12 protein-coding genes are annotated in these 12,986 nt (G+C 65.0%); 8 read left to right on the forward strand and 4 right to left on the reverse strand.

Going from position 1 to position 12,986, the window contains the following annotated elements:
• Position 1 precedes the first annotated feature (1 nt).
• On the forward strand, positions 2-2,398 hold the full coding sequence (locus FQV39_RS23645; protein WP_149132527.1) for a transketolase-like TK C-terminal-containing protein: 2,397 nt from the start codon (positions 2-4) through the stop codon (positions 2,396-2,398).
• Positions 2,399-2,546: 148 nt separating this feature from the next.
• Here the strand turns inward: FQV39_RS23645 and FQV39_RS23650 are convergent, their stop codons facing one another.
• Both FQV39_RS23650 and FQV39_RS23655 read right to left on the reverse strand, forming a co-directional pair.
• Complete coding sequence (locus FQV39_RS23650; protein WP_149132528.1) at positions 2,547-2,852, reverse strand: hypothetical protein; 306 nt, start codon at positions 2,850-2,852, stop codon at positions 2,547-2,549.
• A gap of 116 nt (positions 2,853-2,968) precedes the next feature.
• The gene (locus FQV39_RS23655; RefSeq protein ID WP_149132529.1) at positions 2,969-4,075 is read right to left on the reverse strand and encodes a hypothetical protein; all 1,107 of its coding nucleotides are present in this window, start codon (positions 4,073-4,075) and stop codon (positions 2,969-2,971) included.
• A gap of 454 nt (positions 4,076-4,529) precedes the next feature.
• Between FQV39_RS23655 and FQV39_RS23660 the strand changes: the two genes are divergently transcribed.
• Together FQV39_RS23660 and FQV39_RS23665 are read left to right on the forward strand one after the other, a co-directional pair.
• Positions 4,530-5,564, forward strand: a complete 1,035-nt coding sequence (locus FQV39_RS23660) for an aspartate-semialdehyde dehydrogenase (RefSeq protein WP_149132530.1) — start codon at positions 4,530-4,532, stop codon at positions 5,562-5,564.
• Between the two features lie 130 nt (positions 5,565-5,694).
• Positions 5,695-6,681, forward strand: coding sequence for a DMT family transporter (locus tag FQV39_RS23665; protein WP_149132531.1), 987 nt, complete (start codon positions 5,695-5,697; stop codon positions 6,679-6,681).
• 15 nt (positions 6,682-6,696) lie between these two features.
• On the opposite strand, the gene FQV39_RS23670 is transcribed toward FQV39_RS23665, so the two are convergent.
• Positions 6,697-7,365, reverse strand: coding sequence for a TetR/AcrR family transcriptional regulator (locus FQV39_RS23670; protein WP_149132532.1), 669 nt, complete (start codon positions 7,363-7,365; stop codon positions 6,697-6,699).
• 149 nt (positions 7,366-7,514) lie between these two features.
• Here FQV39_RS23670 and FQV39_RS23675 point away from each other — a divergent pair, with 149 nt between their 5' ends.
• The 5 genes from FQV39_RS23675 (at position 7,515) to bfr (ending at position 11,929) form a co-directional block, all read left to right on the forward strand.
• Positions 7,515-8,714 (forward strand): HlyD family secretion protein, encoded by a 1,200-nt coding sequence (locus tag FQV39_RS23675; RefSeq protein WP_149132533.1) that lies wholly within the window; start codon positions 7,515-7,517, stop codon positions 8,712-8,714.
• Positions 8,715-8,735: 21 nt separating this feature from the next.
• Entirely contained in the window at positions 8,736-10,322 is a 1,587-nt protein-coding gene (locus FQV39_RS23680) for a DHA2 family efflux MFS transporter permease subunit (RefSeq protein WP_149132534.1), read from the forward strand.
• Positions 10,323-10,487: 165 nt separating this feature from the next.
• Positions 10,488-11,021 (forward strand): iron response transcriptional regulator IrrA, encoded by a 534-nt coding sequence (gene irrA, locus FQV39_RS23685; protein WP_149132535.1) that lies wholly within the window; start codon positions 10,488-10,490, stop codon positions 11,019-11,021.
• Positions 11,018-11,305 (forward strand): (2Fe-2S)-binding protein, encoded by a 288-nt coding sequence (locus FQV39_RS23690; protein WP_187640035.1) that lies wholly within the window; start codon positions 11,018-11,020, stop codon positions 11,303-11,305. Before irrA ends, FQV39_RS23690 begins: the two co-directional genes overlap by 4 nt.
• A gap of 129 nt (positions 11,306-11,434) precedes the next feature.
• A complete protein-coding gene (gene bfr / locus FQV39_RS23695; protein WP_149132536.1) occupies positions 11,435-11,929 on the forward strand; it encodes a bacterioferritin in 495 nt (164 codons plus the stop codon).
• Between the two features lie 222 nt (positions 11,930-12,151).
• Here bfr and FQV39_RS34150 read toward each other — a convergent pair whose 3' ends face one another.
• Positions 12,152-12,826, reverse strand: coding sequence for a cold-shock protein (locus tag FQV39_RS34150; protein WP_149132537.1), 675 nt, complete (start codon positions 12,824-12,826; stop codon positions 12,152-12,154).
• Positions 12,827-12,986 lie beyond the last annotated feature (160 nt).

The raw sequence follows: 12,986 nt of genomic DNA on the forward strand, positions 1-12,986 counted from the left end.
CATGACAACAGATCCGCGCCTGCCGTTTCTCGCCGAGCTGGAAAAGAAGATCCTCTGGCTCGCCTCGTGGACGATCCACAACGCCAACCACATCCGGTCGAACGAGGACGGAATGAAGGTCGGCGGGCATCAGGCCTCTTCGGCCTCGCTCGCCACGATCATGACCGCGCTTTACATGGCTGCGCTGAAGCCGCAGGACCGGGTGGCGGTGAAGCCGCATGCCTCGCCGATCTTCCACGCCATCAACTATCTGATGGGGCTGCAGACGCGCGAGAAGCTCGAGAATTTCCGCGGCTACAAGGGCGCGCAGAGCTACCCCTCCCGGACTAAGGACATCGACGACGTCGATTTCTCAACCGGCTCCGTCGGCCTCGGCGTCGCGCAGACGCTGTTCTCCTCGCTGACGCAGGATTATGTGAAGGCGCATGGCTGGGCGAAGGATCGCCCGGAAGGCCGCATGGTCTCTCTGATCGGCGATGCCGAGCTTGACGAGGGCAACATCTTCGAGGCCCTGATGGAGGGCTGGAAGCACGGCGTCCGCAACACCTGGTGGATCATCGACTACAACCGCCAGTCGCTCGACGCGGTGATCCGCGAAGGGCTCTACGATCGCTTCGAGACGATGTTCCGCAATTTCGGCTGGGATGTCGTGACGCTGAAATACGGCTCGCTGCAGCAGGCTGCGTTCAAGGAAAAGGGCGGCGAGCGGCTGAAGGCCTGGATCGATTCCTGCCCGAACCAGCTCTATTCGGCACTGACCTTCCAGGGCGGCGCGGCCTGGCGCAAGCGCCTGATGGACGATCTCGGCGATCAGGGCCCGGTGACGAAGCTGATCGAGAGCCGCTCCGACGCCGAGCTCTCGAAGCTGATGTGCAACCTCGGCGGCCATGACCTGCCGTCGATCCTCGAAGCCTTCGAGAGCATCGACCATGACCGGCCGGTCTGCTTCCTCGCCTATACGGTGAAGGGTTTCGGCCTGCCGATCGCCGGCCACAAGGACAACCATGCCGGGCTGATGACCAAGGAGCAGCTCGACGGCTTCCGCAAGGCCAACAACATCCGCCCCGGCCATGAGTGGGATCTGTTCGAGGGGCTCGACCTGTCCGAGAGCGCGATCAAGGGCTTCCTCGACAAGGTGCCGTTCTTCTCGGAGGGGCGTCGGCGCTTCTCCGCCGCCAAGCTGCCGGTTCCGGAGAAGCTGGAGGCCGGCATCCAGCCGTCGATGTCGACCCAGATGGGCTTCGGCAAGGTGCTCGACGATCTGGCGAAGATGGGTGGCCCGCTCGCCGACCGCATCGTCACGACGGCGCCGGACGTCACCGTCTCGACCAATCTCGGCCCCTGGGTGAACCGGCGCGGGCTGTTTGCCAGGGCCTCGATGGCCGACACCTTCAAGGACGAGCGCATCCCTTCGATGCAGAAATGGGAATTCTCGCCGAGGGGCCAGCACATCGAGCTCGGCATCGCCGAGATGAACCTGTTCATCAACCTCTCGGCGCTCGGCTTGTCGCATTCCATCTTCGGCGAGCGGCTGATCCCGATCGGCACGCTCTACGACCCCTTCATCTCGCGTGGCCTCGATGCGCTGAACTATGCCTGCTACCAGGATGCGCGCTTCATGGTGGTGGCGACGCCGTCCGGCGTGACGCTGGCGCCGGAGGGCGGCGCGCACCAGTCGATCGCGACGCCGCTGATCGGGATGAGCCAGGACGGGCTCTGCGCCTTCGAGCCGGGCTTCGTCGACGAGCTGGCGGTGATGATGCGCTGGTCCTTCGACTATATGCAGCGCGACGGCGAGGGCGATCCGGACGAGCGGACCTGGCTGCGCGACGAGACCGGTGGCTCGGTCTATCTGCGCCTGTCGACGCGGCAGGTCGAGCAGCCGAGCCGGGCGATGACGCCGGAGCTGGAACGCGAGATCATCGATGGTGCCTATTGGCTGCGTAAACCCGGCCCCAACGCCTCGGTCGTCATCGCCTATACAGGGGCGGTCGCGCCCGAAGCCATCGAGGCGGTCGGACTGCTCTCCGAGGACCGGCGCGATGTCGGCCTGCTGGCCATCACCTCTGCGGATCGTCTCAATGCTGGTTGGCAGGCGGCCGAACGCGCGCGCCAGCGGGGCAACCACGCTGCGACAAGCCATATCGAGCGGCTGCTCGGGGATCTCTCCCGTGATTGCGGGATCGTGTCAGTGCTGGACGGGCATCCGGCGACGCTCGCCTGGCTCGGCAGCGTGCACGGCCACCGGCAAAAGGCGCTCGGCGTCGAGCATTTCGGCCAGACCGGCACGGTCGCCGATCTCTACCGGCATTTCGGCATCGACGCGAATGCGATCGTCCATGCCGCGAACGCCGCATCCCCCGGGCGTCCGGTGCGCTATCTCAAGGCGTTGCCCTGAGTGAAGGGCGCGCTGCGGCACGCTGTGCTGCGACGCGCACGGAAGCGTCCTCAGAAAGAGGCGCCTTCTTGTCACGCGTTCCCGTATCTGCGCAGCAGCGTTTCACGCCGCAGCGCGCGCGGGATGACACGCGCTCAACGACACGCGATCAAAAGCGCGGCGTCGAGAAGGTGTTGGCGAAGGGGTTGACGCCAGCGCCGATGCGAGGGGGCAGGGTGCCTTCGCCATAGAATTCGCCCGTGTTGGCATAGACCGGCGAGGCGTAAACCTGTTGGGTGGCGTAGCGGTTCAGCGAGCCGACCGGGACGACGTTGCCGGCATCGAAGTAGCTGCGCTTCTGGACCGTCACCCGCAGCGGCCCGCGCCGGCTCTGCGCTTCGGCGATTGTCGCGAGAGCGGTCGATGCCGCCATAGCAATGGCGAGGACGGTGGCAATACGCTTGAACGGCATCATGGCGGCAGTCTCCGGGAGTGGATGCACCCACTCCATGTAAGCATCCCTAAACCGGCGGAAAGAGTAGCGCGCTGCCGTTAACAATTTTGTTAGAGCGGTGGGGTTTCGCGACAGCGTCAGGGCTGGCGGCGATTCGGCTTGGAGCGACGCTTGCCGGGCTCGGTAACGGCACGCGTCGGTTCGGCGATGGCGGTCTTCATCCGCAGGGACGGCAGGCTGCCGTCGACATCGAGCCAGGAGGCTTTCCGGCCGGTGGCGGAGAGGCGCGGAGGAGCGCAGGCCGGTTCGCGGTTGAGCTCGCTGCGGGCGAAGATGCTGCGCAATTTCGGATCGACCGGGCTGGCGAGATCAAGCCGGTCGATGAGACAGGCCAGCTGCCGGCGGTCACTTGGCTTCGATGCAGCGCACCACCAGCCGCTCATGGCAAAGGCCGCCTCGCCCGGCGGCGAACGGAAGGCGATGCAGGCACGGCTCTCCGTGCCGTTACCCAGGACGACATCGGCGGTCTCCAATGGGCCGAAACGCGTTTCGGTCGGCGCGGGCGCGCTGCTGCGTTCGACGGCAAACCCTCGCTGGGCGGCATCATGAACCAAGGCGACCATGAAAGAGCGGGTTCCGGAGGCGGCGCCATCGCCCGTCGCCAGGCGCAAGAGGAGATGTGGCTTCGGCTCTGTGAAGCTTCCGAAGCTCAGCAGGTCCTCGCGACGGCTGCCGTCCTGACTGCGCCGCGCTTCAAGGGCGGGGGCTTCCCGGCCGAGCTCGGACGCTTCCAGACTGAACACCGCGGTCGGGCGCGGGATCGTGATCCAGTCTTCCGCAGTAGCCGCGGTGCGTGGCCGGCGCGGAGATGCCGTCTGAGCCGATGAACTCGTCGCAGGCAGTGCAAGGCTCGCCAGCTGGGTCGGGGCCTCGTCCTTCGCGGAAAGGCCGGTGATCAGGGCAGCCGTCAGGCCGATGCTGCTCAGCGCGGCGGCGCTGCGCCAGGCGAGCGCGCCGGTCAGCCCGAGGCCGCGGCGTGGCACAAGCTGGCGAGCGATACGCAAGCTCCAGCGGAAGCCGGCCTCGATGCGATCAGCGCAAGCGATGAGGACAGGGACGATGTCGATGCGGGCAAGACGCGTGGCGATGCTGCGAGAAAAGGCGGCGCCACGCAGAAGCCACGGCCTGAGCCGTCGAAGCCCGGCCTGCACTCTCAGGACCACATCGACCGAACGCAAACGCAACACGTTACTCCCGCGCCGCTGGCCGCGACGCCTGAACCTTCAACCGGAGCAGGCTGGCCGCGAAGAGTCGCCGGCAGGTTACCGGCCGGCGCCGATCGCTCGGCAGCGTGAACGGCCGGTCAACGAGCAGGGTTAATGGCGGAGATTCAGGTTGGCCTTTGGGGGGAATTGACTTTTTCGCGCCGCGGGTGTTCTGACAGGGCGCGGTGCAGCAATGCGCCGCTAGCGAAGTTTTGCAGCCCTTCGGGATTGGCTCTGTGACTGTCCGTCTGACGACGACGAAACTCACGACCAAAACGACGACCGGGAAAGCCGGTACGTCGCGCTGACGCTTCGCCTCGGTTCCGGGTCCCATCTCCCCCCGGCGGGGGCAGATCGCCGAACCCGCCCGACACCAGGGTGGGGCGGCCCCAAAGGGAGATCCGAACCGCCCCCATCCGCAAAGGATCACATCATGAGCTTCAAGGTCGCAGTGGTCGGTGCAACCGGCAATGTAGGCCGCGAGATGCTGGACATTCTCGCCGAGCGCGCTTTCCCCGTTGGTGAGGTCGTGGCGTTGGCCTCGTCCCGCTCCATCGGCACCGAGGTTTCCTTCGGCGACAGGACGCTGAAGGTGAAGGCGCTCGAGCATTACGACTTCTCCGACACCGATATCTGCCTGATGTCGGCGGGCGGCGAGATCTCGAAGACCTGGTCGCCGAAGATCGGCGCGCAGGGCGCTGTCGTGATCGACAATTCTTCGGCCTGGCGCATGCATCCGGACGTGCCGCTGATCGTGCCGGAGGTGAACGCCGCGGCTGCTGCCGGCTTCTCCAAGATGAACATCATCGCCAATCCGAACTGCTCGACCGCGCAGCTCGTCGTGGCGCTGAAGCCGCTGCATGACCGCTTCGGCATCAAGCGCGTCGTCGTCTCGACCTATCAGTCGGTTTCCGGCGCCGGCAAGGAAGGCATGGACGAGCTCTTCAACCAGACCCGCGCGGTGTTCTCGGCCGGCGAGGTAGAGACCAAGAAGTTCCCGAAGCGCATCTCCTTCAACCTCATCCCGCAGATCGACGTCTTCATGGAGGACGGCTTCACCAAGGAAGAGTGGAAGATGATGGTCGAGACCAAGAAGATCCTCGACAAGAACATCAAGCTGACCGCGACCTGCGTGCGTGTGCCGGTCTTCATCGGCCATTCCGAGTCGGTCAACATCGAGTGCGAAAAGCCGATCACGGCCGACGAGGCGCGCGAGGTGCTGCGTACGGCGCCGGGCATCCTCGTCATCGATAAGCACGAGCCCGGCGGCTACATCACCCCGCACGAGGCGGCCGGCGAGGACGCGACCTATATCTCGCGTATCCGCGAGGATGCGACGGTGGAGAACGGGCTCGCCTTCTGGTGCGTCTCCGACAACCTCCGCAAGGGTGCGGCGCTGAACGCGATCCAGATCGCCGAGGTGCTCGTCAACCGCAAGCTGATCCAGCCGCGCAAGCAGGCGGCCTAATCAAGCCAGACCGGCATTTTCAGGAGGCGGGCCATAGGGACTTATACCCTGCCCGCCTTTTCTTTTGGATCTTCCCGGTGGCTGGCCGGCTCTCCGGCGCATGGAGAACTTGCCTTCTTTGCGCAGCGAAATGCTGATCAAAACGATTAGGCTCGCCGTCAATCACAAAAATCCCGCCAAGCCATTGCCGCAGCCCTTCACTCCCGGTCATGAGCCCAAGCCTGCCGCGCCCGCTGCTTCGCTGCGACGCGACAACGGATTGCTCGGCATCGGCATCATGCTGCTCGCTACGATCTTCCTGTCGGCCGGCGATGCGGCGTCGAAATACCTCGCGACGAGCGTGCCGGCGCTGCACATCGTCTGGCTGCGCTATGCCATCTCCGGGCTGATCCTATTGGCGATCGTCGCCATCAAGAACGACTGGGGGCTGTTCCGGACAAGGCGGCCCGGCATGCACCTGCTGCGCGGCTGCGGCGTGATCGGTTCGTCCATGCTGTTCGTCTCGTCATTGAAGCAACTGCCGATCGCCGACGCGACGGCGACCAGCTTCGTCGCGCCGCTCTTCGTGACGGCATTGTCGATTCCGATGCTGGGCGAGCGTGTCGGCTGGCGGCGCTGGCTCGCGACGCTGGGGGGATTGATCGGCGTCCTGATCGTGGTGAGGCCGGGCGGGGCCGGCTTCCAGCTCGCCTCACTGCTGCCGGCCACCTCGGCGCTGTGCTGGGCCTTTGCCCTGATCGTGACGCGCATGATGAGCGGCACGGAGAACGCGATCGCGACGGTGACCTATTCGACCGTCTTCGGTGCGCTGGTAATGACGCTGCTGCTGCCGCTGCATTGGGTGACGCCGACCTGGGAGATCGCGCTGGTCGGCCTGTTCATCGGCGCGGTCTCGACCGCAGGCCATTGGCTTGTGATCCTGGCGTTCCGCTATGCCGGCGCCTCGCTGCTGGCGCCGTTCTCCTATATCCAGCTGTTCTGGGCGTCGCTGTTCGGCTTCTTCCTGTTCGCGGCGCTTCCCGATGTCTGGACGCTGGTCGGCGCCGTCGTCATTGCGGCCTCCGGCCTTTACACCGCGCATCGCGAGCGCATTCGCGCCAAGCAGGTGCTCGGCTGACGCCGGTGCTGCATTTCAGTCGCGCGGCGTGACGCCGTAGCGCGCCATGAACATCGCGATCGCTTCGCCGACCACGCGTCGGATCTCCTCGTCGCTCGGCGGCGTGCGCACGGCATTGAACAGGCGCGGGCGCGTCAGCGTCGACTGGCAGAGGTCGATGAACTGGACGGCGGCGAGGCCGGTGTCCTCGATCGCCAGCTTGCCCTCGGCCACCATGCGATCGAGATAGGTCGCAATGAGCTTCGCGCCCAGCATCGGCCCGTTCTCGTAGAAGCCTCGGCCGAGATCGGGCATCCGCTCGGCGACGCCGATTACGACGCGATGGGCGCTGACGGCGAACTCGCCATTGATCATGCGCACGAGGCACTGGCCGAAATTGCTGAGCGCCCGGACGGGATCGGAATCCTCGTTCAGCGCCTCGAACGCGCCGCGCTTCTGCGATTCACGCTCCCGTTCGATCAGGGCGACGAAGAGATGCTCCTTGTCCTCGAAATAGACATAGAGCGTGCCCTTCGAGACATTCGCGGCCGTGGCGATGTCGCTCATGCTGGCCGCGTCGAAACCGCGGGCGATAAAGACCTGGTGAGCCCCGTCGAGAATCTGTCGCCGCTTGTCCGGGTCCATGCCGGCGATCCGGCGGTTGCGCGGGCCCGTCTTTACCGGGGCTTCAGAGGTTTTCGTCATCACATTCTGGCCCGGCCTGCGGGCTCTGCATGGCAGCTGCGAAAAAAGAATCGAACCGATCAGTTCGATTTGACTTGATATGCATCATCCCTCGCGCTATTTCAAGTGCAATCGAACCGAATGGTTCGAATTGACATGCAGGACGCACAATGTCTGCTGAAACCGCATCAGAACCCCGTCGCGACCGGCTGAAGCTGGTCGACGCCAAGGCCGAGACCGCTGAGCCGGCCACCGCCCGCGAGGCGCGCGAAGCGCCGGTCAGGGAAGCTCCCCCCGCTGCCGCGCCCGACAAGGCCAAGGGCGGCAAGAGCCCGCTGAAGCGCGGCATCATGATGGTCGCGGCGACCGCCGTCGTTGCCGCCGGGCTGTGGTACGGCATCGACTGGTGGCGCAATGGCCGCTTCATCGTCTCGACCGACGACGCCTATGTCGGCGCGGAGATGGCGACGATCTCGGCCAAGCTCGCCGCGAACATCGCCACCGTCTCCGTCGTGCAGAACCAGGAGGTCAAGGCCGGCCAGCCGCTCGCCGCGCTCGACGATGGCGACTGGCGGATCGCGCTCGACAGCGCGCGGGCCAAAAGCGCCACGGCGCGCGCAACACTGGCGCGCATTGACAGCCAGGTCGAAGCTGCGCGTGCCGCTCTTGTTCAGGCCCAGGCTCAGCAGAATTCCGCCGAAGCGGCCGTGACGCGCACTGCTGCTGATTTCGAGCGCGCCAACAGCCTCGCCGCCAAGTCCTACGGCTCGCAGGCGACGCTCGATGCGGCGACGGCAGCGCGCGACCAAGCGGTGGCTTCGGTGGCGAGCGCGAAAGCCGGCGTGGTGCAGGCGCAGGCCAACATCAAGGTGCTGGAGGCGCAGCGCGTCGAGGCCGCCCGCCAGATCGACGAGCTCAAGGTCGCCGAGCAGAAGGCCGAGCGCGATCTCACCTTCACCAAGATCGCCGCGCCGATCGACGGCGTCGTCGCCAACACCAATCTGCAGCTGGGCGACCTCGTCAGCGCCGGCAAGCGCCTGATGTCGATCGTTCCGCTCGACCAGGTCTATGTCGATGCGAACTTCAAGGAGACCCAGGTCGGGCCGCTGAAGGTCGGCGACAAGGCGAGCATCACGGTCGATGCCATGCCGGGCAAGGTCTTCCATGGCACGGTCAGCGGCATCGCCGGCGGCACGGGCTCGGTCTTCACGCTGCTGCCGCCCGACAACGCGACCGGCAACTTCACCAAGATCGTGCAGCGTGTGCCGGTGCGCATCGCGCTCGACAAGGAATCGACCGGACAGCACGTGCTGCGGCCGGGCATGTCGGTCATCGTGTCGATCGATCCGCGTCCCGCCAACCAGCGCTGACCCTCAATCGAGGAGGCCATCATGGCCACCGCGACCATGAATGCGCCGGCGGGAGCGCCGCCGGCCCCGGACGCCATCCCCTTACGCCGGATCTTCGCCTTCCTGGCGATGGTCTTCGGCATGTTCATGGCGATCCTCGACATCCAGATCGTCTCGGCCTCGCTGGCGGAGATCCAGGCCGGTCTGTCGGCATCGGCCGACGAGATCGCCTGGGTGCAGACGGCCTATCTGATCGCGGAAGTGATCATGATCCCGCTCTCCGGCTATCTCAGCCGGGCGCTGTCCACACGCGTCTTCTTTTCGATCGCAGCGGCGGGATTCACGATATCCAGCGTGCTCTGCGCCCAGGCCTCCTCGATCAACGAGATGATCCTGTGGCGCGCTGTCCAGGGCTTCATCGGCGGCGGCATGATCCCCGGCGTCTTCGCCGCGGCCTTCACCATCTTTCCGCCCGCCAAGCGGCCGATCGTCTCGCCGCTGATCGGCCTCGTCGCCACGCTGGCGCCGACGATCGGCCCGACGGTCGGCGGCTATCTCAGCCACGCCTTCTCCTGGCACTGGCTCTTCCTCGTCAACGTCGTGCCGGGCATCGGCGTGACGGTCGCGGCCTGGACGTTGATCGACTTCGACAAGCCGGACCACAGCCTGATCAAGCGCTTCGACTGGCTGGGGCTTGCCGGCATGGCCGCATTCCTCGGCAGCCTCGAATATGTGCTGGAGGAGGGGACGCGGCTCGACTGGTTCCAGAGCGAGGAGATCGTGTTCTTCTCGGTCGTGATGGTGTTCGGCGCCGTGCTGTTCTTCTGGCGAGCGCTGACGCGCGACGACCCGCTTGTCGACCTCTACGCCTTCAAGAACCGCAACTTCGCTTTCGGCTCGCTGTTCTCCTTCTGCATGGGCATCGGCCTCTACGGGCTGACCTATCTCTACCCGGTCTATCTCGGGCGCATCCGCGGCTACGACGCGCTGATGATCGGCGAGACCATGTTCGTCACCGGCCTCGCCATGTTCCTGACGGCACCGGTCGCGGGGCGGCTCTCGGCCAAGCTCGACCCGCGCGTGATGATGATGATCGGCTTCGCCGGCTTCGCACTTGGAACCTGGTGGGCCTCGTTCATCACCGCGGACTGGGACTTCTATGAGCTTCTGGTCCCGCAGATCCTGCGCGGCTGCTCGCTGATGCTGTGCATGGTGCCGATCAACAACATCGCGCTGGGCACGCTGCCGCCGCAGCAGCTCAAGAACGCCTCGGGCCTCTACAACCTGACCCGCAATCTCGGCGGGGCCGTCGGCCTCGCGGTGATCAACACGCTGCTGAACACGCGTACCGACCTGCACATCACTCGGCTGCACGAGATGGTCGCGGCCGGGCGTGGCGTGGCGGAGGAAGCGCTCGCCAATACGATGCAGCGCTTCGGCGATTATGGCGACGCCGCGCAGAAGATGGCGCTGGCACTGATCAACCAGCGCGTCCACAAGCAGGCGCTGATCATGGCCTTCAGCGACGTCTTCCTTGGCCTGACGATGATCTTTGCCAGCCTGGTCGTGCTGTCGCTCTTCCTGCGCAAGCCGCCCAAGGCCGCTGCCGGCGGCGGCGCCGGGCACTGATCGGCCGCGATTTCGTGATCGGCGAGCTGTGGGGCGCTGCCGGATGCCGCAGCCGCGATGATTGACAACCGATGCCAATCTTGCCAAATATGTGAGTAATATCAGTAGTTTAGAGGATTTCTAAACTGCATGGCCGGGCAACCGGCATGGTGGAAGGCGTTATCGATGAGCGTTCTGACGAACAAGGATCGGGATCACAAGCCGGTGGCGGGCGACCATATTCCGTGGCCGCAGAAAAACCCTGCCTCGTGCCCGATCAGCTCGGTGAAGGCTCGTCTGCGCTCTGCTGGCCTGCGGCCGACGCGCCAGCGCATGGCGCTGGGCTGGCTGCTCTTCGCGAAGGGCGACCGCCATGTCAGCGCCGAGATGCTCTATGAGGAGGCGCTGCGCGCCCGCGAGCCCTTGTCGCTGGCAACCGTCTACAACACGCTGCGCCAGTTCTCGGAAGCCGGCCTGTTGCGCCAGGTCTCGGTCTCCGGGCCGAAGACCTTCTTCGACACGAACGTGTCGGAGCATCACCATTTCTATAATGAGGACGACGAGACCGTCACGGATATCCCGGGCTCGACCATCCACGTAGCCGGCCTGCCGGAGGCACCGGAAGGGATGGTGATCTCCTCGGTCGAGGTGATCGTGCGGCTGCGCCGCGCCGATGGCGAAGAGGTCGAGACCAAGCGCGTGGTGGGTCATCACGCGTGATCGTCTGCTCCTGCAACGTTATCTCCTGCCGTCAGATCAAGGGCACCGTCGCGCCTGACGGCAGCGGTCCGCGGACAGCGGGCGAGGCTTATGACTGCCTCGGCTGCAGCCCGGATTGCGGGCGCTGCGCCCGCGAGGTGCGGTCCCTCCTGGCCGAAGCCCGCGCTGCCTGCGCGACGCAATGCAGCAGCTGCGCCAGCCGCGAGATCGAATGTGCGGTGCATGTCACCGTCGAGCGCATGCTCGAAGACATCGCCATCGTCGAGGAAGCCGCTGCAGCTTGAGCTGCGGCGGCTTTTTTGTTTGGCTCGTTTGCTTCGGGCGCGCCGCGAAGACGGTTTTGCCTCTTCCCTTCCGAGCTTGGCCTGTCTACATTAGTATCATTCTAATGTAAGTGATTGGGGTGCTCCGCCATGAAGGGCGATAAGAAGGTCATCGAATATCTCAACAAGGGGCTGCGCTCGGAGCTCACCGCCATCAACCAGTACTGGCTGCATTACCGGATGCTCGACAATTGGGGGCTGAAGGAGATGGCCAAGACCTGGAAGAAGGAATCGATCGAGGAGATGGTCCATGCGGACCGTTTCGTCGACCGCATCCTCTTCCTTGAAGGTTTCCCGAACCTGCAGACGCTCGACCAGCTGCGCATTGGCGAAAACGTCAAGGAAGTGATCGAGTGCGATCTCAAGGCCGAGCTTGAGGCGCGCACCCTCTATCAGGACGCGGCGAAATACTGCCGCGACGTCGGCGACTACCCGTCCGAGGATCTGTTCAAGGCGCTGATGAAGGATGAGGAAGGCCATATCGACTTCCTCGAGACGCAGCTCGACCTGATCGACCGGGTCGGCCTGGAACTCTATACCCAGAAGCATATCGGCGGCCTCGAAGGCGACGATCACGACCACTGAGAATGACGCGGGGAGCGCGCCTTTGGCGACGCTCCCCGTTGCATGCCACGCGGCTGCTAGAGCATTCCGCGTTTCTCCGAATCGCGGAAATCCTCCAAGTTTTTATTTTGTCGCATTTTCTTCACGCGAACCGGTATCCAATTCGCTCGAAAATGCTCTAGCAGCGAAAAAGAAAAGGCCCGCCATTGGCGGGCCTTAATGTTTGGAGCGATCTGATTCGGATCAGATGAAGCTGACGTTCGCAGCTTCCGGGCCCTTGCGGCCGGCGCGAATCGAGAAGCGCACGCGCTGCCCGTCGGTCGGCGGCTGAAGACCGCTGCGGCTGAGCGACGAGACGTGCAGGAAGACGTCCGGGCCGCCCTTGTCGGGGGCGATGAAGCCGAAGCCGCGATCCGCATTGAAGAACTTCACGGCGCCGTCGAACGGGCCTTCGACCGGACCGCTGTCGCGATCCTGGAAGCCGCCGCCGCGAGGGCCACGGTCGCCGCCGAAGCCACCGCGATCACGATCGCCATAGCCGCCACGATCACCGCCGCCGAAGCCGCCGCGATCACGATCGCCGTAGCCGCCGCCGAAATCGTCACGCGGCGGGCGCGGCGAGAAGGTGCGCGGAGCCGGCGCGGTCTGGGTTGCCGTGGACGCGTCGATCTCATGGACCGCAACGACTTGGAGTCCGCGGCGGCCTTCGCCGAGATCGGCGACGATGGTGGCGCCGGGCAGCAGGTCCTGCTGGTCGAGCGGGCCGATCGCCGAGACGTGCAGGAAGACATCGCCCGAACCGTCGGAGGGCGATGCGAAACCGAACCCCTTCTCGGGGTCGAACCACTTAACCTTGGCTTCGATATTTTCGTGCGTGACGAAGGGCTGGGCAGCAGGAGGCTTACGACGATCGAACATGGAGCTTCAAGTCTGAGTGACCGGGAGCACGCAACTTAGCGCATGCCGGGCGCGCCGTCATCGGGGTAAGTGCGAAATTATCGCATGAGGACTTAAACGATTGTAGTGCTTTTTCTCGCGCCATCCCCAAACTGTTCAAATCCTTTTGTCATGCTTATCC

It is taken from the genome of Bosea sp. F3-2 (assembly GCF_008253865.1).
Taxonomy (GTDB): domain Bacteria; phylum Pseudomonadota; class Alphaproteobacteria; order Rhizobiales; family Beijerinckiaceae; genus Allobosea.